The sequence below is a fragment of the Shewanella sp. HL-SH8 genome (genome assembly GCF_051165765.1).
In the GTDB taxonomy this organism is placed as follows: domain Bacteria; phylum Pseudomonadota; class Gammaproteobacteria; order Enterobacterales; family Shewanellaceae; genus Shewanella; species Shewanella glacialimarina.
The window spans coordinates 2,043,469-2,064,306 of record NZ_CP195039.1; the positions used below are offsets into that span (position 1 = coordinate 2,043,469).

Genomic DNA, 20,838 nt, shown 5'->3' on the forward strand with positions numbered 1-20,838 from the left:
ACACAAGAGGCAATAGATATTTATGGCTCAGTTTTTAATTGTTACCGATGACGCAAGTGATTGGCGTCCTTATCTTCCATGTGACAACATGGTCACTGTTCACGATTATTTAAATATGGGCGCCTACTCAGATAAAGGTGCTATGCAAGTGATTAACTTGTGCCGTAGTTATGATTATTTAAGCACCGGATATTATTGTTCGTTAATGGCTGAAGCGCGTGGGCACAGAGTTATACCTCGGGTTATGACCATTAATGATTTGTCCCAAGACCGATTTTTTAGCCTGCCTCAGTCCGGATTAGATAAATTAGCCGCTACCGTTAATGATATCTCGATGAAAATCTTTTTCGGTTATTGTGACAACCCAGCATTAGAAAAAATCGCCCGTAAAATTTTTGAACGATTCACTGTACCTATTTTAGAAGTGCGCTTATCTAAACAGTCAGATAAATGGCAAGTGGATACTATTGAACCTGCGGCCTTTCAAAACTTAACGGACGTTGAGCAGGATTTGTTTGCTAAGTACTTAGAAGTGTTTTCGCAAAAGGTATGGAAGTTACCTAAAGCGGCTAAGCGATATCGCTATGAAATTGCGATGTTGGTGGATGAAGATGAAAAAATGCCACCATCAGATAAGGCCGCGCTTAAATTATTTACTAAATCAGCTAACCGTATCGGTATGGATTTAGTACAAATTGGCTCCCGCGATTTAGCCCGCTTAAGTGAGTTTGATGGCTTGTTTATTCGCTCAACCACTAATATTAGTAACTTCACTTACCGATTTGCCAAAGCGGCAGAGCAGTTAGGGTTAGTGGTAATGGACGACCCTGAATCCATTATGAAATGTACTAATAAGGTGTTTTTAACTGAGCTATTGAATCGACATAAAGTGCCGGTTCCTAAAAGTTTAATCTTTAAAAAGTCTGATGAAAACTGGGTCGATAATGTTATTGAAACCATAGGTTTGCCCGCGGTGCTTAAAGTGCCTGATGGGGCTTTTTCGCTTGGAGTACTAAAAGTTAAAGACAGAGAAACCTTGATTGAAAAAGCGAATAAAATTTTTGAACACAGTGCGCTTATTTTAGCCCAAGCCTTTATGCCAACAGATTATGACTGGCGTATTGGTATGTTAAATCGTCAGCCTATTTATGCTTGTCGCTATTTCATGAGTCGTGGCCATTGGCAAATTTATCAACATCATCAAAGCGGCCGTGTGAGCAGTGGTGACTTTGATTGTGTAGACTTAAAGATGGTGCCGCAGCAGGTGATTGATGCGGCCAGTAAGGCGGCTAATTTAATTGGTGCAGGTTTATACGGTGTCGATTTAAAAGAAATTGACGGTAAAGCATTTGTGATTGAAGTTAACGATAATCCGAGCATTGATCATGGGGTAGAGGATTTGTTTTTGGGGGATTTAGTTTACGATAGAGTAATGACAGAATTTTTAAGGCGTATTCAGCTTAGAGGCTTGTAATACCGATACCAAATCAATATGTGACTGATAATCTCAACAATGACCACAGAGGAGTAAGGCTGTGGTCATTGTGATGATTTTTATGCTAGCTATTGCGTGTCAGCACAAATTCTAAAACAGTTTCTGCCAGCAGCTTTTGCACTGTACATGGCTTTATCGGCGCGCTCATAAAGTGTTGTCAAATCTTCTTTAGCACGCGACTGAGCAATACCTAAGCTACACTTAACATTATATTCCATTAACTCTGGGTGTAGAGGTAAGTTATCAATAATGCGTTGGCATACTAAGCTTGCAGCGGGTGATCCACCTTCGGTGATAACGACAAATTCATCGCCACCAATGCGAAATGCCTGATCGGTATCTCGTATGGCATCATTAATTAGTGCGGCAAAGCCTGTGAGTACCTTATCGCCAACAGTATGACCAAATTGGTCATTAAGTTGTTTAAATTTATCTAAATCTAATACGATTAACGACACATGGCCTTGTTTACGCTGCGCTCTGGCAATGCTTTTATGCATCGATTTTCTAAAGTAATAACGATTACCAAGTCCTGTTAATGCATCAAACATAGCCTGGTTAGATACCTGTTGATACTTAAGTGCATTACTAAATGGCTGCAGAGTTAATGCTTCAATATGGTTAAGTAGTTTCATCTGTATTGGGCTGAGCGGCACAGAAAGATAGTAATGTATCTTTAGCGTGTCAGATTCAGTTTTGATATGACGCACTAACTCAATACCATTGTGACGTCCCCAGGTAAACTTCTGATCTGCAGTGAACAGTTGCAGGGCTTTTATCGGCAAATGTTGACCGACAATTTTGCCATAACAGGCAAATACTGTCCGAGGATCTAAACTTGCATGTAATTGCTGGATGACTTGGACTAGATCAAGTTCAGGCTCCATTCGTAGATAGGTGTTTGACCTATACCCATATTCTTCTGGGAAAAGTTCGGTTGCAATAGCAAAGTCCATAGGGTTACTCCAAAACGTTACACTGTGATACAGGTATTAAGCAAGTTGTATGCCTAAAGTGATTTTCCTATGTTTTTTAAGTGTTTGTAATTTAGTTGTCATTCTGATAAACAAGATGTAACGCTTTTCGACAGTTTCTTGACAAGGAGTTTTTTGCCTATGGAAAACAATATGTTTATTCATATTTTGTTCATGCTAGTCATCGCCATTGCGACGATTGCTATTTTAGGGCGTGTAGGACTGCCTGCTATTCTTGCTTATCTTTTGACGGGTGTGATCAGCGGACCTAGTGGTTTTCACTGGTTTACTCAACATGAAATGCATTATGTTGCCGAGCTTGGCGTGGTGCTGCTGATGTTTACCTTAGGCCTTGAGTTTTCTGTTCCGCGTTTATGGTCAATGCGCCGTACTGTATTTGGCTTAGGCAGTGCGCAAGTTATTGTCACCGCTTTTATAGCCGGTGGTGTGGCTTATCTATTAGGTCAGAATTTGGTTGCTGCTGTGGTTATTGGCTCGGCTATCGCATTATCTTCTACCGCCATTGTACTGAAACTAATGAACGAGCAAGGCTGGCTAAGACGACGCCACGGCGAGTTGTCGGTCAGTGTTTTGCTATTTCAAGATTTAGCCGTAGTACCCATGTTAATTTTATTACCCTTACTGGCAAATGATGGCAGCCAGATGAGTTTAAATAGCATTGCGTATGCTCTGCTGACCGGTATTTTGGCCTTCTTGGGATTAATGTCATTTGGTAAGTGGGTCTTGCCGCGTATTTTTGATGAAGTCGCTCGCTCACGTTCAAATGAGTTATTTGTGTTGTCGACCTTAGTTGTTGCCTTATTGACGGGGGCATTTACCCAGTGGGTAGGGTTATCGATGGCATTAGGGGCATTTATTGCCGGTATGCTACTTGGAGAAAGCCAGTATCGTCGCCAGTTAGAAGCCGATATTCGCCCATTTAGAGATTTGCTGATGGGGCTATTTTTTATCTCGATAGGGATGATGCTGGACTTTAATTTGGTGATGCAATATTGGTGGCAAATATTGACCATCTTGATTGCCGTTGTCGCACTTAAAATAATAATCGTGTATGGCTTGTTAAAGCTGGCGGGTGAACACGCCAAAGTGGCATTAAGCACAGCCATCAGTTTGGGGCAAGTCGGTGAGTTTAGTTTTGTGTTGTTGGCCTTGGCAGTTAACTATCAGTTATTAGACAATGAAGTTAGCACTGTATTAGTTGCAGTAGCCGTTATTTCAATGTCATTTGCCCCCTGGTTAATCCGTCACAGTGTCGATATTGCCAAGAAGTTTAAGGGCGGAAAACCATCTAAAAGCATGGAGTCGCAAACCATTACTTTACCTGGCGGCGATGATGAAGACTTTGTGGTGATTTTAGGCTACGGCCGTGTAGGGCAAACTATTGCACGCTTCTTAAAAACCGAAGCGATTAATTACATTGTGTTAGACCTTGATCCTATTCGTGTTACAGAGTCTCGAGCAGCAGGTGAGCCGGTGTATTTTGGCGATGCCTGTAAAATGGGCATTTTAAAGCGAATTGGGATCCGCCAGGCCAGCATGGTTGTGGTGACATTCACCGAAGAGCGTCAAGCAGAGGAGGCGTTAGCGGTAAGTCGAAAATTAGCCCCTGATGCTAAAATTCTTATCCGCACCCGAGATGACTCTAACCTTAAAGAGCTTAAAGAGGCAGGGGCAACACAGGTTATACCTGAGTCGCTTGAAGGCAGCCTGATGTTAGTGTCGCAAGTGCTCTATAAGTGCGGAGTACCTTTACCGCGTATTATTAAGCGGCTTGAATCTGAAAGGCGTAACCATTATCAATACTTACATGGTTTTTTCTCCGGCACCGAAACCGATTTTACTTTGGACTTATTGCATGCAGTGTCGTTAAGTACCAGCGCCAGCAGTGTTGGTAAAAAAGTCGCTGACATTCCATGGCATCAATTGGAAGTTGAGCTTCGAGCCGTGCGCAGGAAAGGCTCTGAAATTGAGCCCGCACCAGATGACTGGGTATTTCGCCGTAATGATATTTTAATGCTTGTGGGTAAACCTCGCAGTATTGAAAAAGCCGAAGAATATTTATTACAAGGATGATTTTAACTCGGACATCAAGCTTATTTATTGACGCAGCGACATGTTTATTTACATAGGAATTAAAGGTGTGTGTAGCTAATTAACTGTGATCTAAATCAAGGAAATTTATCATTTAGTTATACCCCTAAATGTGTAGCTAGAATCATTGATCTAAATCAATGATGTTAATAAATAATTCTGGCAGAGTGACGGCAAATGTTAAGGATGTATTGTAAAGCATCTAGTTGTTACCCTAATGGAGTATGAAGATGAATAAAAAAATGGCCCTAGGTTTAGTTGCAGCAGGTTTATTATCTGCCGGTGTTTCTTCTGTAGCAGTTGCTCATCAAGCAGGGGATTTTATTTTCAGAGCGGGTGCGGTTGTGGTAGCTCCAAATGAGTCTAGCCCAGTTGTTGCTGATGTGGCTGAGTTTGGTGTTGATAACAACATGCAAATCGGTTTGAACTTTGGTTATATGCTAACTGACAACTGGGGCGTTGAATTACTAGCGGCAACACCATTTAGTCATGAAGTATCATTAGGGGCTTTAGGTAAGATTGCTGAAACTAAGCATTTACCACCAACCTTAGTAGCACAGTACTATTTTGGTGATGCTCAATCTAAATTACGTCCTTATGTTGGCGTAGGTGTTAACTTCACTAATTTCTTTGATAATGACTTTACTCAAGAGGCAAAAGATTTAGGCCTAGATAACCTGAGCTTAACCAATTCTTGGGGCTTAGCAGCACAAGTAGGTTTAGACTACAATATCAATAAAGCATGGTTAGTTAATGCTTCTATCTGGTATGCAGATATATCAACCGATGTAAACTTCACTGCTGGTGGCACAGCGCTTTCAGTTGATACCGACATCAACCCATGGGTTTATATGGTTAGCGTTGGTTACAAGTTCTAATAACACGTAATCAAGCTGTATAAAAATAGGAGCCAAATGGCTCCTATTTTCGTTTAGCGTAATGGTGTTATTTACGCTGGTTTTTTTTCGGCTTCCAATGACGAGTATTATAAATATACTCGGGTAATAAGCGATTTAACCAAGCAACAAAACGCCAACGTTTGGTCACATATACCCGGCGTTTTCCCTTTTGCAAAGCAATCAAAATTTGTTTAGCGACTTTATCTAAAGGGGCTAATAAAAACTGATTTTGTTGCAATGCTGCTTTATCCAACAAGCCTAATTGAATGTCACTAATGGTAATAGGTAGCTTTAAACGCTGCGCATGCATGCTTAAGCCTTCAAAATAATTAGCGGCAAAGGCTTTAGACGCATGATAAGCCATGCTTGGCCCGCCTCGCTGCCCTGCTATTGAGTTAATCGCTGCCAACTGACCGTAACCTTGTTCGATCATCAATTTGAATACACAGTGACAAATAGCGGCAAAGCCTTTTACATTAACGTCAATAATATCTTGTTCTAATTGCCAGGGAAGGGTGGCATCGTAACCATTCATGCCGGTATTGACTATCACCAAATGGGCGCCATTTTCCTGTTGCCATGCTGTGGTTATTTGCTCTATTAGCTTTGCTGGCTCGGCAATCGAAAGCGGTAAGACCTCTACTGATACTGGCAGTGTTTTAGCAAATTCGGTTAACAGCTCTGGTTGTTGCATAAATAACAACAATTTTACCTTTTGAGTAGCAAGCTGGCTGGCTAATTCTTTACTTAGCTGCGAGCTAGCACCAATAATCATAGCGGTTGCGATGGTGGTCATGGGGTAATTGGTGCTCAATTTCCTAAAGATAGGTTTATGATAGAAATAACCTCCGTGGATAACAAGCACGAAAATTTTTCAATATCGGAAGTGTAGACTTCTAGACGTCTTGATGTATTATAATGCGACGTCACTTAATAAAAGCAGGTGAGTCATGATTAAACAGATAATGTGCGTTATAGCGATGATTGCGGCTATATCAGGGTGCCAAACCTCGCCTCAAAATAGCCAAATAGTAGGTGAAGTGTTATATAAACAACGCATTGCACTACCTGCTGATTCTGTGATCCAAATCCAATTACAGGACGTGTCATTGCAAGATGTTAAGGCTGAAATTTTAGCGGAATACGAAATTAGCCCGGTAACAGGTGTCACGCCTTTCGAGTTTTTAGTACCAGTGGATGCTTTTAAAACAGGTCATCGTTATGCCATCAGTGCACGGATCACTGTTGCCGATGAATTGTGGTTTATTAATACGCAATCTTATCCCGTAGATATCAATAATCCACAACCATTAACAGTGGTTGTTGATCTGGTAAAGCGATAATTTTAGCGGTATTTGTCGATTAATAATTAGGTAAGGGATGTAGTATGCCGGTTCGAATTCCAGATGATTTACCCGCAGCAGGTATTTTAGAGTCAGAGAATATCTTTGTGATGTCAGAAACTCGCGCAGCAAATCAGGACATTCGTCCTATGCGGGTGCTTATCTTGAATTTGATGCCCAATAAAATTGAGACAGAAACCCAACTGCTTCGTTTGCTGGGTAATACACCATTACAAGTTGGCGTCGATTTACTACGTATTCATGATAAAGAGTCTAAACATACCTCGGTTGACCACATGAATACCTTTTATCGTGATTTTGAAGACGTTAGACACAATAATTATGATGGGCTTATCATTACTGGTGCACCTTTAGGGCAAATTGACTTTGAAGATGTTGTCTACTGGGACCACATTAAAGAAATTATCGATTGGTCCCAAAAGCATGTGACCTCGGTATTGTTTTTGTGTTGGGCGGCACATGCGGGATTATTTCACTTATATGGCATAAACCGTGGCTTATTAGACCAAAAACGCTCGGGTGTGTTTAATCATGTTAGGGCAACTGAACCACATCCTTTACTACGTGGTTTTGATGATGAATTTTATGCACCACATTCGCGTTTTGCCGAAATTAACATTGAAGACATTCGCCGCAATAATGACGTTGAAATTTTAGCTGAGTCAGCTGAAGCTGGTGCCTATATCGTTTTAAGCCGTGATAGCCGAAATCTATTCGTTATGGGACACCCTGAATACCAAAAAGGCACTTTGAACGATGAATATCAACGTGATTTAGCCCAAGGTTTGAATCCAAATGTTCCCTTAAACTATTATCGTAACGATGACCCAAGCCAGGATCAAATAGCACGTTGGCACAGCCATGGCAGTTTGCTGGTCAGTAATTGGCTTAACTATTATGTTTACCAGTTAACGCCGTATGACCTATCGGACATGAGCAAGATGACACCGTGGGAAAGTAAGCAAGCTAAAGGGTAATCGCTATTGAGTAGGGCTAAAAATTAATTGCTGATAATGTCTAAATAGGTGTTTCCAATTGATTTAAATTAGCGCTATGTTAGAGATACGGTTGATCTTTTGAGATGAATTTAAGGTTATGTTCAATTTAGCGGCAATTATAACTCGCCAGTTTGTACGTTACTGTGCTGTCTTTAAAGGCATAGCGTTATTGGCTTACCTATATGGGTCAATAAGTATTGCGGCAAATTCACCTGATTTAAGCTTAATTGAACAAGATTTAACTCGCATTGATGTACCAGCCAAGAAAATTGACTATATTATTCAACAACTCTCGCTTATTAGCCATGGCTCAGCTGAAGAAAAAGCCCAGTTATTATTTCACCTTGCCGCAGCGCAACAGCAAAATAAGCAACTTGATAAGGCTTTTGACAGTTACTCGCAAGCCATAGATTTACTGTTAGCCACCCCTAAACCCTCTCTGTTGGTTAAAGCCTATCTGGCTCGTTCTCTTATAGTGTCCTTGCAGACCAACGATTATAAACAGTATTGTCCTGATCGAATTAACGCAGTCAAATTAGCCCGGAAACAATCAGATCAAGACCTATTAGTCCATGCATTAGCGCAAACAGCCTATTGCTTTAACCAAGCGGATAATTTTGATATCGGCCTTTTGCACTTATCCGAAGCCTTAGATATTGCCAAAAAATATCAATTAGCGCCCGATAAATTGGCAATGATTTTTAATGCGACTGCCGCGGTTTATCGTGATAATCACCTGCACAGGCAAGCGGAAGAATACTTTCAACAGGCATTCAATCATTGGCAGCAAGCGGATGATAAAAAGAGTATGTTTAACATGTTACACAATCTAGTTGGCGAAGCGATTATGCTGACTAAATGGAAACGTGCCGACGATTACCTCAAGCAAATGTCAGCGTTAATGGTGCAAATGAAAAATAATAAAGACCTGCCATTTTTCTATTACTTCAATCAAGGTCGTTACCACCTTGGGCGACAAGAATATTCATCTGCAATTCAATCATTTGAAATGGCCAATGATGCTTCAACAGAAGCCGAGGAAGCTTTATTTGTCACTGAAAACTTAGGCTTATTAGCACTAAGCTTATTTCATTATCAAGATATTGCATCGGCAGGGCAAACAGCAGAGCGGTTTCTTAATTCAGATGGTCTTAATGGCCAATCAGCAACCTTAATTGAGCAAGTTAGAGCGATATACTACTCTTCTGAAGGCGATTATTTTACTGCGTTAGAGTATTTGTTTTCTGCAATAGCTGTTGAAAAAAATCATATCGAACAGGCCGTTTCCAATGATGTGGTGTTAGCTTCACTCAATCATAATGTTAAAATGACTCAATATGAGAATCAATTGCTTGAAAAAGAGTTGTCGATAAATCAATTAAACTTAAACAGTCAAATAGATAAGCAAAGAATAACCAAGTTATCTATGTTTATTTTTATCGTCATTGCCGCAAGTTTAGCTGTGTTGGTGATTTTCTTAATTTATTCGAGAAGACAATTTATTCGACGTGCACAAACAGATTTTTTAACCGGTATCGCGAATCGCAGGTTTACCTTCCAAGAAGGACAAAAACGTTTACAACAATGCCAAGAACACCATCAATCTTTAGCATTAATAATGTTTGATATTGACCACTTTAAAAAAATAAATGATCAATTTGGTCATGACATTGGTGATAAAGCGATAGCTGCCGCAGTAGGTCGTAGTCAAAGTTATATTAAGCAAACCGATATTATTGGCAGGATAGGCGGTGAAGAGTTTTTATGCATTCTGCCCAATGTTGATACCAATGAAGCCATGCAAATTGCTGAGCGTTTAAGGAACGTGATAGCTGAACAGCCTTTCAAGTTTAGTGGCGTTACCGTTGGGTTTACTATTAGTTTGGGTGTTGCTGTTGCCTCAAATAGCACCTATTCAAATTGGGACCATGATTCAAGTGAGCAGCATTTTGCCGATTTGGTTAAAAAAGCTGATTTGGCGATGTATCAAGCTAAAAATCAAGGTCGAAATCAAGTTCAACTTTACCTTGAAAGTGTTTAATTTTTCTCTCAACTCCCCGTGATAACGCTAGGTTCAATTATTCTTGATTAAGCGTCTATTTATTGGTGTAAATCTTCACTGACACATGGACCGAAATTCATCCACTTCTTAGACTAATTATTACTTGCTTTACGTTCGCGTAAACGTCAAAGTGATATCATGTTTTTTTGTGATAATTAGTTTTTATTGGAGTAGTTATGAGTTCACAGCAAGCTGGAATGGCCAATCAGGCTCAAGATATCGTCATTGTTGCAGCAAAGCGCACCCCAATGGGGGGCTTTCAAGGTGCATTGTCATCAGTGAAATCCCCAGCCTTGGCGGCCGCCGCTATTCAAGGTTTAATTGCCGAATCTGGTATCGCTTCTGCCAGTGTTGATGAAGTGCTAATGGGTTGTGTATTACCTGCAGGTTTAGGTCAGGCGCCAGCTCGTCAAGCAACATTAGGCGCAGGTTTACCGCTTTCAGTTGGTGCGACTACGATTAACAAAGTCTGTGGCTCAGGAATGAAAACCGTCATGTTAGCCCATGATTTAATTAAAGCGGGTAGCAGTGAAGTGGTTATTGCTGGTGGTATGGAAAGCATGAGTCAGGCACCGTACCTTCTTGATAAGGCACGAAGCGGCATGCGTATGGGACATGGCAAAGTGATGGACCATATGTTTTTAGATGGCCTAGAAGATGCCTACACTGGTGGCGCTATGGGCACATTTGCCCAAAAAACCGCAGATGACTTTGGCTTAACCCGCGAGCAAATGGACGCCTTTGCTTTAGCGTCACTTGAAAAAGCCAACAATGCGATTAACTCAGGTGCCTTTAAAGCTGAAATCACTCCTGTAACGGTCAGTGACCGTCGTGGCGATATTGTAATCGACACCGATGAACAACCGGGTAATGCCCGTCCTGAAAAAATTCCCAGTTTACGTCCAGCGTTTACCAAAGACGGTACGATAACGGCGGCAAACTCTAGCTCAATTTCTGACGGTGCCGCGGTGTTATTGCTGATGACCCGTGAAAAAGCCGCCAATTTAGGCTTAGCGGTTTTAGCCACTATCAAAGGTCACACCACACACTCACAAGAGCCAGCCATGTTTACCACAGCACCAGTAGGCGCGATGAACAAATTGCTTGGTAAAGTAGATTGGACCAAAGATGATGTTGATTTATTCGAAATCAACGAAGCGTTTGCCATGGTGACTATGTTAGCGATTTCTGAACTTGGTTTAGACGCCAATAAAGTCAATGTTAATGGCGGCGCATGTGCGTTAGGCCATCCAATTGGTTGTTCTGGTGCGCGTTTGCTAGTGACTCTAATTCACGCATTAAAAGCCCGCGGATTACATCGTGGTGTCGCGTCATTATGTATTGGCGGCGGTGAAGCGGTTGCCATGGCGATTGAAGTATAAAGTATAAGTATAAAGCGCTTGACGCTGAGTACGATTTAGAAAACATAACATTCAACAAGACAAGCATTAATGAGCAATAACCCGATACCAAGTGATTGGGATAAATACAACATCATCGCCATTAATGCTTACCCCGATTTAATCTGGTTCAAAGGGAAATATTATGACCATACAAGTAAAACATTATATTGATGGCGAGTTCACAGTAGGTACTGGTACGCAAAATATCGATGTGACTAACCCTATCAATAATAGTGTGATTGCTAAAATCAACGCGGCGACACCCGCCGAAGTTGAACAAGCCATTCACAGTGCCAAGGAAGCGTTTAAAACCTGGAAAGAAGTGCCAGTATCAGAACGTGCCCGTGTGATGTTGCGTTACCAGCATCTTCTAAAAGAACATCACGATGAAATCGCCACTATTCTAGCCCAAGAAACCGGTAAAACCTTTGAAGATGCTAAAGGCGATGTATGGCGCGGTATTGAAGTGGCTGAACACGCGTGTAATGTTGCCTCATTAATGATGGGCGAAACCGTTGAAAACGTTGCCCGCAATATTGATACCTACAGCTACACCCAACCGCTTGGCGTCTGTGCTGGTATTACGCCATTTAACTTCCCTGCGATGATCCCCTTATGGATGTTTCCATTAGCCATTGCCTGCGGTAACACCTTTATTTTAAAACCGTCTGAACAAGACCCGATGACACCACAACGTTTAGTGGAGTTATTTGTTGAAGCAGGTGCGCCAAAAGGCGTATTACAGCTTATTCATGGTGACAAAGTGGCGGTTGATATTTTACTGCGTGACCCAGCCATCAAGGCTATTTCGTTTGTCGGCTCTGTGGCGGTAGGTCAATACATCTACAAAACAGGTACAGATAACCTTAAACGTGTGCAAGCGTTTGCTGGGGCAAAGAATCACTGCGTGATCATGCCTGATGCAAGCAAACAACATGTGATTAATAATTTAGTTGGCGCTTCTGTTGGCGCGGCGGGTCAACGCTGTATGGCCATTTCAGTGGCGATATTTGTCGGTAAAGCCAAAGAGTGGATCCCAGAATTAAAAGAAGCTTTAGCCAAAGTACGTCCAGGCTTATGGAATGATGCTGATGCGGCCTATGGCCCAGTGATTAGCCCTGCGGCTAAAACACGGGTATTAAGCTTAATCGAACAAGGCAAACAAGAAGGGGCTGAATGCTTGCTAGATGGCAGTGACTTTACCGTTGAAGGCTATGAGTCAGGTAACTGGGTTGGCCCAACCATGTTTTCTAAAGTCACTACAGACATGAGCATCTACAAAGAAGAAATCTTTGGCCCTGTTTTATGTTGTATGGAAGCTGACAATTTAGATGATGCGATTGAATTGGTGAATAACAGTCCATACGGCAATGGCACCTCAATCTTTACCGCATCGGGTGGCGCTGCACGCAAATATCAACACGAAATAGAAGTCGGCCAAGTGGGTATTAACGTGCCAATTCCTGTGCCTTTACCTTTCTTTTCATTCACAGGTTGGAAAGGCAGTTTTTACGGCGATCAACACGCATACGGTAAGCAAGCGGTACGTTTCTATACTGAAACTAAAACCATTACTTCACGTTGGTTTGAAACGGACGCAGTTAGCGGTCCAAATATGAGCATTAATCTTAAATAAGCTTATATTTCGATTAGATTTAAGATAATAACAAGACCTAATGGCAGGTTAAATTCCCTTTGGCCTGCCAACAAATGACCCAAGAGTCATCAAACATAACAAATTAGGAGTCCCTCAATGGATTTTAATTTAAATGAAGATCAACGCCAATTTGCTGATCTTGCCCGTCAATTTGCCGCCGATGAATTAACTCCTTTTGCGGCTAAGTGGGATGAAGAGCACCACTTCCCTAAAGACGTGATTCAAAAAGCTGGTGAACTGGGCTTTTGCTCATTATATTCACCAGAGTCTGAAGGCGGCATGGGCTTATCACGTTTAGATGCCTCAATTATCTTTGAAGAGTTATCTTACGGTTGCACCGCAACCACTGCCATGTTGACTATTCACAATATGGCCACCTGGATGGTGACAACCTGGGGTTCTGAGACAGTGCGCAGTCAATGGTCAGAAGCGCTCACCACAGGTCAGCTATTAGCCTCATATTGTTTAACTGAACCGGGTTCAGGCAGTGATGCCGCATCACTGCAAACTAAAGCGGTGCGCGGACGGTGATGATTACATTATTAATGGTTCAAAAGTGTTTATCTCTGGCGCCGGTGAAACCGAGCTGTTAGTGGTGATGTGCCGCACTGGCGAAGCAGGCCCTAAAGGCATTTCAGCGGTTGTTATTCCGGCCGATGCAGCGGGTGTATCTTACGGCAAAGCGGAAGATAAAATGGGCTGGAATGCACAGCCAACAAGACAAATCAGTTTTGAAAATGTCCGCATCCCGGTGACTAATCTTTTAGGTGAAGAAGGCCAAGGGTTTACCTTTGCGATGAAAGGCTTAGATGGCGGGCGCATCAATATTGCCACTTGTTCTATTGGTACGGCGCAATCTGCACTTGATCGCGCCACTCAATATATGAATGAGCGTAAGCAATTTGGCAAACCGTTAGCGGCATTTCAAGCATTACAATTTAAGTTAGCTGATATGGCGACAGAATTAGTTGCTGCCCGCCAAATGGTGCGATTAGCGGCGTTTAAATTAGACATGCAAGACCCTGAATCAAGCGCTTATTGTGCCATGGCAAAACGCTTTGCAACTGATGTTGGTTTTCAGGTTTGTGACGCGGCACTGCAAATTCATGGTGGTTATGGCTATATTCGTGAATATCCGTTAGAGCGTCATTTCCGAGATGTGCGCGTGCATCAAATTCTTGAGGGTACCAACGAAATTATGCGGTTGATTATTGCCCGTCGATTACTGGATGAAAATGCTCACCCCATTCGTTAACCGGGTCGCGAATTATTCAAACCAGACAATTTCAACGGACGATAAGGCTATCACAATGACAACAGATGCTATTTGGGTACGTATTGACGGTAACACCGCCATTATTAAAATGAATAACCCGCCAGCTAACACTTGGACGGCACAAAGCTTACAAGCGCTAACCGCTAAAGTGCTTGAGTTAAATGATAATAAAGAGATTTATGCTTTGGTTATTACTGGTCAAGGTGAGAAGTTTTTCTCTGCCGGTGCTGACTTAAATTTATTTGCCGATGGCGACAAAGGCAACGCAGCGACGATGGCCAAGCATTTTGGTGCCGCATTTGAGGCATTAAGTGCCTTTCGTGGCGTGTCAATTGCGGCGATTAACGGTTATGCCATGGGCGGTGGTTTAGAAGTGGCTTTAGCTTGCGACATTCGCATTGCTGAAGTGCAGGCTCAAATGGCATTACCTGAAGCCAGTGTGGGTTTATTACCTTGCGCTGGTGGTACACAAAACTTAACCGCATTGGTGGGTGAGGGTTGGGCAAAACGGATGATTTTGTGTGGCGAACGCATTGATGCTGCTAAAGCTGAAAAAATTGGTTTGGTAGAAGAAGTGGTCGAGCAAGGTCAAGCCTTAGAAGCGGCTATTGCGCTGGCGGCAAAAGTGGCGCGTCAATCACCTAGCAGTGTGTCGGTATGTAAAACCTTAATTCAAGCTGGCCGCACAATGCCACGCACACAGGCTTTGCCTTTAGAACGTGAGCTTTTTATCGGTCTATTTGACACAGAAGATCAAGCCGAAGGTGTTAATGCTTTCCTCGAAAAGCGTAAACCAAACTGGAGAAACTGCTAATGACTCAAGATGTCATATTTCAAACTCTCGGCACACTATCGGGTAAGTCTATTGGCGTTGTCACGCTTAATATCGAAAAAGCGCTTAATGCACTGAATATCGATATGGTGCAAGCGATGACTAAACAGCTGAAGCACTGGCAAACCAATGATGATATCGCCATGGTGGTATTAGATGGTAGCGGTGATAAAGCATTTTGCGCCGGTGGAGATGTGCGGGCTATTTACCATGCATCCGTCGCCACACCCAATAAAATGACTGACGAAGCCTGTGAGTTTTTCACCCAAGAATATCAGTTAGATTATTTACTGCATCAGTTTGGTAAGCCAGTACTAGTGTGGGGCGATGGCATTGTGATGGGCGGCGGATTAGGCTTAATGGCCGGCGGCAGTCATCGCGTATTAACTGAGCGCAGCCGTATAGCTATGCCTGAAGTGACCATTGGTTTATACCCTGATGTGGGTGGCAGCTACTTTTTAAATCGCATGCCAGGTAAAACGGGGCTATTTTTAGGGCTAACGGCGTACAACATGAACGCGGCAGATGCCATGTATGTCAATGTTGGTAATCACTTTTTAGCCAGTGACGATAAAGAGCCGCTATTTGATGCCCTAGCCGATATTCACTGGAATGATAACGCACAAGTGAATCATCAAGCGCTGACGCAGTTATTATCCTCGATGCAAAATAAAGTCTCTGTGGCACTTGGCGACAGTCCGCTAGAACAATTCCAGCAACAGATTAATTTGCTCATGTCAGGTGGTATTGAAGATGTTCACCATCAATTGTCTAGCTTACAAACCGAACTAGACTGGCTTAAACGGGCACAAAAAACCGCATTAGCAGGCAGCCCATTAAGCTGGCATTTAGTGTTTGCTCAAGCAGCACTGGGTACAGAATTAGACTTAGCAGATTGCTTTAAATGGGAGCTAGGTGTCAGCGTTAACTGTTGCTCTCATGGCGATTTTTGTGAAGGAGTAAGGGCGCTGCTTATTGATAAAGACCGTAATCCACAATGGCGTTTTACTGATGTGGCAGACGTCACAGATGACGCCCTATCGGCCTTATTGACTTCACCTTGGCAAGCGAATAACCACCCATTAAAAGACTTTTAAAAGGAATTGATCATGGCAACAGTAGCATTTATTGGATTAGGTAACATGGGCGGCCCTATGGCGGCCAATTTAATTAAAGCGGGCATGACGGTAACGGTATTTGACCTTAATCCACAGGCCGTAGCAACATTAACCGATCAAGGCGCATTAAGCGCCAAAACAGCTTGTGGCGCAGCGGCGTCAGCCGACTATGTCATTAGTATGTTACCAGCGGGCAAACACGTTCAAAGTATCTATATGGGTGATGACAACAATAAAGGTTTATTAGATGTTGTCGGTAAAGACACCTTATTAATTGACTGCTCAACCATTGATGCCGCCACAGCGCAATTAGTCGGCGCTAAAGCCGCTGAAAAAGGCCTCGCCTTTATGGATGCTCCTGTTTCTGGTGGCACAGCAGGCGCAGCAGCAGGGACATTGACCTTTATTTGCGGTGGCACAGAAGCGGCTTTTACCCAGGCACAAACGGTATTAACGGTAATGGGGGCAAATATTTTCCATGCAGGCCAGGTCGGCGCAGGTCAAATTGCTAAAATTTGTAATAACATGCTGTTATCAGTATTAATGGTTGGCACTAGCGAGTCTTTGCAATTAGGCATAGATAACGGTTTAGATCCTAAAGTATTGTCTGATATCATGAAAGTCAGCAGCGGCGGAAACTGGACGCTTGAAAAATATAACCCTTGTCCTGACGTGATGGAAAATGTGCCATCATCAAAAGGCTATCAAGGTGGTTTTATGGTTGATCTAATGGTGAAAGATTTAGGCTTGTCACAACAAGCTGCCTTAGGTTCAAACTCAAGTACCCCAATGGGCGCATTAGCGCGTAGTTTATATGTTAACCATGCTCGTCAAGGTCATGGTCGTCTTGATTTTTCTAGCATTTTTGAACAATTTGCCAATCAAAATAAAAAGTAAAAGGACTCGGTAATGGAATTAAAAGATAAGGTTGTCGTCATCACAGGTGGCGCGGGTGGTTTAGGTCTTGCTATGGCGCATGATTTAGCCTCCCAAGGTGCAAAATTGGCGCTTATCGATGTAGACCAAGCAAAACTTGAGCAAGCGTGTGCAGACTTAGGTGCAATAACTGAAGTGCAAGGTTATGCGTTCGACATTACCGACGAAGAAGATGTAGTTGCGGGGTTCAATTTTATTCGCGAAGATTTTGGGCATATTAATGTGTTAATCAATAACGCGGGCATTTTGCGCGATGGTTTAATGGTTAAAGCAAAAGACGGTAAAGTAACTGACCGTATGTCCTATGAAAAATTTCAGTCAGTCATTAATGTCAATCTAACCGGCACATTTTTGTGCGGCCGTGAAGCTGCTGTAGCCATGATTGAAACTGGCCAGCAGGGCGTGATTATCAACATTTCAAGCCTAGCTAAAGCGGGTAACATGGGGCAATCTAACTATTCAGCATCAAAAGCAGGTGTTGCAGCAATGTCTGTCGGTTGGGCCAAAGAACTAGCCCGTTATAATATCCGTTCAGCCGCAGTGGCGCCGGGTGTTATAGCCACTGAAATGACCGCAGCGATGAAGCCTGAAGCGTTAGAGCGCATGACGAAAATGGTTCCTGTAGGACGTTTAGGTGAAGCCCATGAAATTGCTTCTACCGTACGTTTTATCATTGAAAACGATTATGTAAATGGTCGTGTATTTGAAATTGACGGCGGCATTCGCCTGTAATCTTAAGCTTGGTATTATCGTTAAACAAAGCCGAGCCTAGCTCGGCTTTTTGCTGGTGAGTATTTACCTTCATTTAGTCTGCTGCTTAATACCAATTCGTCTAAGGCACGCCGCAAGCAAGTCCCCACCCCTTATGTGAACAAAAAGCAGTCTAAAGGACGGTATTGATAAGAACCGGACTATTCTAATATATTGATCTTATTTGATTTATTTTTTACATTGGCCGCAGGTACTTTTAACGCGCAGTTTACGTTTTATATTTGAGTGTAACAGTCATTAAATTGCTTTACTTCAAAGACCTAGCAAATGTAGGATGATATTAATCAATAACTTAAACGCTCGGCTTTATCGGTCGAGTCGTTCAGTAAGCTGTTAAGTTTTCATTATGAACAGAAGCACTTTTTCAATCATTGGTGAGCGTTACTTAGATACGCAACACGATGACGAGTACATTCAAGGTTTAGAATCCGAGCTAAAGCGAAGAGGCGTTACAGGGCTTTATCGATGGTTATTGGAGTACATCGCCGCAGCTAGTTTGTGGTGGAATATCCTTTGGTGGGATTGGTGTGAGTTAAACGAAAAAGATATAAAAATTGGTTGGATACAAAATCTTGTCGTGTTTGGCTTGGCTAGCATATTAGCTAGTTTTCTGTTTAGTCTTAATTTTGGTGTCGGGGTTTTTCTTGCCCTGCATATTTTAACAACATGGTTAGGTTTTGGGCTTCGTTCGGGCACAAAACTTAACAAGCAAAGGCAGGGCGATGCGTAAACGCACGCCTGCTTTGAGCGTTATATGTCAAAGAGGTCGACTCAATGAAATGCCCAGAATGCAGGGAAGAGTTTGGTTATTTACATCTAAATGACAGAGTTGAAACAAAGAATTGTACCGTATTTAAATGCCCTAGTTGTTCAGTAGAATTAAACAATCTGTCTCTTTTGAAGATCTCAAAGCGGCAAGATTTTTTCATCTATGGCGGAGTTATTGTTTTAATTATGGTGCTTGTAATTGAGTCCATTTTTTCAGAAGACGCGATGAGTACATTGTCAGTCGTGATAATCCTTACTATATGCCCATTAAGCATTTTATTTGGTTATTTGGAGATGAGAAAAATAGACTCTTCTTACTATAATCTGGCTGATAAGCATAATGACATATAACAAACCAAGTCATCGGAAAACCACTCACTGGCTGCGCCAAAGCGTTCGCGTTTTCCGCTGCTTGGGGCGTTATACGTAATTATGAATACTAAGCTCGCTGCAATATTTTTAATCCTAAGTTTTAATTGTTTTGGAAGTAATATGGAACAAGGAAAAGTTGAAACTCAAAAGTTATTTGATGCTGTATTTCCAATAGCTAAACAACTTTTGTTGGAAAATGAAGAGTTCTTTCCATTTGGTGAAATAATGAAACCAAATGGCGAACAAGTTAACCTATCTGCTTCAAATGGTGAAGAAAGACCTAAATCATCAGAATTAATCGACTTACTTAAAAATCACTACATCGATTCAGCTAAAGCCAAAGAAATTATTGCATCAGCTTTGGTTTATGACGTTATGGTTAATGGCTCTGATTCAATTGCTGTAGATTTAGATCACGTTAGTGGTTATTCAGTTATCGTTGTCGTACCTTACGAGTTAACTAAAACAGAGTTAATTATCGGTGAAATGTTCACGATCAAAGGTAAGAACAGTATATTTTAGTTTGGTGTATATTACGTATAACACATATGAGCCTTCCGCCAGTCAATAGGCGAGCCTAACTTATTTGACTGCTTTTGCAGTCAAATTAAAATCAATCAACAAATTCATCTACTTCGTCTGTCATTTAACTGTCAAATCATCGTTTACAGCAAACACAAACGAATAACATGGCCACCCAAAATTATTGGCTAAACATTAACCACTCAACTACGCTTTATGTACCCTTCCTAAATGGTATTTGAAGATGGCCAGACCAAGACAAACTATCGTTAGCTTAGAAGATACACATTATTACCACTGCTGTTCGCGTGTGGTGCGTAAAGCTTTTTTGTGCGGTTTTGATAACTCAACAGGCGAAAACTTTGAGCATCGACGCGAATGGATTGATGCCCGTATTCTTGAATTAGCGACAATTTTCGCCATTGATATTTGTGCCTATGCCGTTATGAGCAATCATTTACATGTAGTGGTTAAAGTGGATGCTGACAAAGCAAAACAATGGTCAGATAAAGAAGTGCTAATTCAATGGCACAAAGGCTTTAAAGGTACTTTACTGACACATAAGTTCGTAAAAGGTGAAGAGCTGAATGAATTTGAATTAAAGACGGTTAATGACAGTATCACCCAATATCGCCAACGCTTAATCGATATCAGTTGGTTTATGCGCTCCTTAAGTGAGCCAATAGCCAGAATGGCTAATAAAGAAGATAAATGCACAGGTCGCTTCTGGGAAGGTCGGTTCAGGTCCCAAGCATTATTAGATGAAGCCGCAGTATTAGCTTGTATGGCCTATGTCGATTTGAATCCTATTCGCGCCAAAATGGCTGCTACCCCTGAAACCTCAGACTATACCAGTATTCAGCGTCGAATAAATTCAGCGATAAAAGGTGAGCAACCAACAGAATTATTGCCTTTTGTGGGTAATGAGCGTTTGAACATGCCTAATGGGTTAATGTTCAGCGTAAAAGACTACATCGTACTGGTTGAAGATACCGGCAGGATAATTCGACAAGATAAGCGTGGTGCCATTAGCTCAAGTAGCCAGAATATTCTCAATCGATTAAATATACCTGCTGAAAACTGGTTAAAAATCACTACCGAATTTGGCGGATTATTCAAAGGTGCAGCAGGGGCTTTACCTACATTAACTGACTATTGTGAGCATTTAGACCGAAAGCAGCGACAAGGCGCAGCCAACTGTCAGCGCTGGTTGTGCGCATAAGCATTAACTTTCTAATCTTATCCTACCGATAACCATTTATCTCATACTTGATTGATA

17 protein-coding genes and 1 pseudogene are annotated in these 20,838 nt (G+C 42.0%); 16 read left to right on the top strand and 2 right to left on the bottom strand.

Annotated elements, in window-relative coordinates:
* The first annotated feature begins 22 nt into the window (after positions 1-22).
* Positions 23-1,474, top strand: a complete 1,452-nt coding sequence (locus ACRWQN_RS09085; RefSeq protein WP_434940517.1) for a RimK family protein — start codon at positions 23-25, stop codon at positions 1,472-1,474.
* A gap of 89 nt (positions 1,475-1,563) precedes the next feature.
* Here the strand turns inward: ACRWQN_RS09085 and dgcS are convergent, their stop codons facing one another.
* Positions 1,564-2,451, bottom strand: a complete 888-nt coding sequence (gene dgcS, locus ACRWQN_RS09090) for a diguanylate cyclase DgcS (RefSeq protein ID WP_226410279.1) — start codon at positions 2,449-2,451, stop codon at positions 1,564-1,566.
* Between the two features lie 159 nt (positions 2,452-2,610).
* On the opposite strand from dgcS, the gene ACRWQN_RS09095 reads away from it, so the two are divergent.
* Both ACRWQN_RS09095 and ompW read left to right on the top strand, forming a co-directional pair.
* Entirely contained in the window at positions 2,611-4,563 is a 1,953-nt protein-coding gene (locus ACRWQN_RS09095) for a monovalent cation:proton antiporter-2 (CPA2) family protein (protein ID WP_434940518.1), read from the top strand.
* 248 nt (positions 4,564-4,811) lie between these two features.
* Positions 4,812-5,459: an outer membrane protein OmpW gene (gene ompW, locus ACRWQN_RS09100; RefSeq protein ID WP_434925836.1), complete on the top strand. Its 648-nt coding sequence runs from the start codon at positions 4,812-4,814 to the stop codon at positions 5,457-5,459.
* A gap of 67 nt (positions 5,460-5,526) precedes the next feature.
* Here ompW and ACRWQN_RS09105 read toward each other — a convergent pair whose 3' ends face one another.
* The gene (locus ACRWQN_RS09105) at positions 5,527-6,276 is read right to left on the bottom strand and encodes an SDR family NAD(P)-dependent oxidoreductase (protein WP_434940519.1); all 750 of its coding nucleotides are present in this window, start codon (positions 6,274-6,276) and stop codon (positions 5,527-5,529) included.
* Positions 6,277-6,430: 154 nt separating this feature from the next.
* Between ACRWQN_RS09105 and ACRWQN_RS09110 the strand changes: the two genes are divergently transcribed.
* The 13 genes and pseudogenes from ACRWQN_RS09110 (at position 6,431) to ACRWQN_RS09170 (ending at position 20,781) form a co-directional block, all read left to right on the top strand.
* Positions 6,431-6,823 (top strand): YbaY family lipoprotein, encoded by a 393-nt coding sequence (locus ACRWQN_RS09110; protein WP_434925838.1) that lies wholly within the window; start codon positions 6,431-6,433, stop codon positions 6,821-6,823.
* Positions 6,824-6,867: 44 nt separating this feature from the next.
* Entirely contained in the window at positions 6,868-7,821 is a 954-nt protein-coding gene (metA, locus tag ACRWQN_RS09115) for a homoserine O-succinyltransferase MetA (protein ID WP_434930006.1), read from the top strand.
* Between the two features lie 118 nt (positions 7,822-7,939).
* A complete protein-coding gene (locus ACRWQN_RS09120; RefSeq protein ID WP_434940520.1) occupies positions 7,940-9,883 on the top strand; it encodes a tetratricopeptide repeat-containing diguanylate cyclase in 1,944 nt (647 codons plus the stop codon).
* Between the two features lie 218 nt (positions 9,884-10,101).
* The gene (locus ACRWQN_RS09125; protein WP_434932023.1) at positions 10,102-11,286 is read left to right on the top strand and encodes a thiolase family protein; all 1,185 of its coding nucleotides are present in this window, start codon (positions 10,102-10,104) and stop codon (positions 11,284-11,286) included.
* 163 nt (positions 11,287-11,449) lie between these two features.
* Complete coding sequence (locus ACRWQN_RS09130; protein WP_434940521.1) at positions 11,450-12,943, top strand: CoA-acylating methylmalonate-semialdehyde dehydrogenase; 1,494 nt, start codon at positions 11,450-11,452, stop codon at positions 12,941-12,943.
* A gap of 117 nt (positions 12,944-13,060) precedes the next feature.
* A pseudogene (locus ACRWQN_RS09135) lies at positions 13,061-14,219 on the top strand (acyl-CoA dehydrogenase family protein).
* Between the two features lie 55 nt (positions 14,220-14,274).
* Positions 14,275-15,054 (top strand): enoyl-CoA hydratase, encoded by a 780-nt coding sequence (locus ACRWQN_RS09140; RefSeq protein ID WP_434940522.1) that lies wholly within the window; start codon positions 14,275-14,277, stop codon positions 15,052-15,054.
* On the top strand, positions 15,054-16,169 hold the full coding sequence (locus ACRWQN_RS09145) for an enoyl-CoA hydratase/isomerase family protein (RefSeq protein ID WP_434940523.1): 1,116 nt from the start codon (positions 15,054-15,056) through the stop codon (positions 16,167-16,169). Before ACRWQN_RS09140 ends, ACRWQN_RS09145 begins: the two co-directional genes overlap by 1 nt.
* A gap of 12 nt (positions 16,170-16,181) precedes the next feature.
* Positions 16,182-17,087 carry a 3-hydroxyisobutyrate dehydrogenase gene (gene mmsB, locus ACRWQN_RS09150; RefSeq protein WP_434930001.1) on the top strand — a complete coding sequence of 302 codons (906 nt, stop codon included), beginning with the start codon at positions 16,182-16,184 and terminating at the stop codon, positions 17,085-17,087.
* Between the two features lie 12 nt (positions 17,088-17,099).
* Positions 17,100-17,858, top strand: a complete 759-nt coding sequence (locus ACRWQN_RS09155; protein WP_434925845.1) for an SDR family oxidoreductase — start codon at positions 17,100-17,102, stop codon at positions 17,856-17,858.
* Between the two features lie 385 nt (positions 17,859-18,243).
* Positions 18,244-18,627: a hypothetical protein gene (locus ACRWQN_RS09160; protein WP_434925846.1), complete on the top strand. Its 384-nt coding sequence runs from the start codon at positions 18,244-18,246 to the stop codon at positions 18,625-18,627.
* 530 nt (positions 18,628-19,157) lie between these two features.
* Positions 19,158-19,559, top strand: coding sequence for a hypothetical protein (locus tag ACRWQN_RS09165; RefSeq protein WP_434940524.1), 402 nt, complete (start codon positions 19,158-19,160; stop codon positions 19,557-19,559).
* A gap of 244 nt (positions 19,560-19,803) precedes the next feature.
* Positions 19,804-20,781 (top strand): transposase, encoded by a 978-nt coding sequence (locus tag ACRWQN_RS09170; RefSeq protein WP_434940525.1) that lies wholly within the window; start codon positions 19,804-19,806, stop codon positions 20,779-20,781.
* The last annotated feature ends 57 nt before the right edge of the window (positions 20,782-20,838 follow it).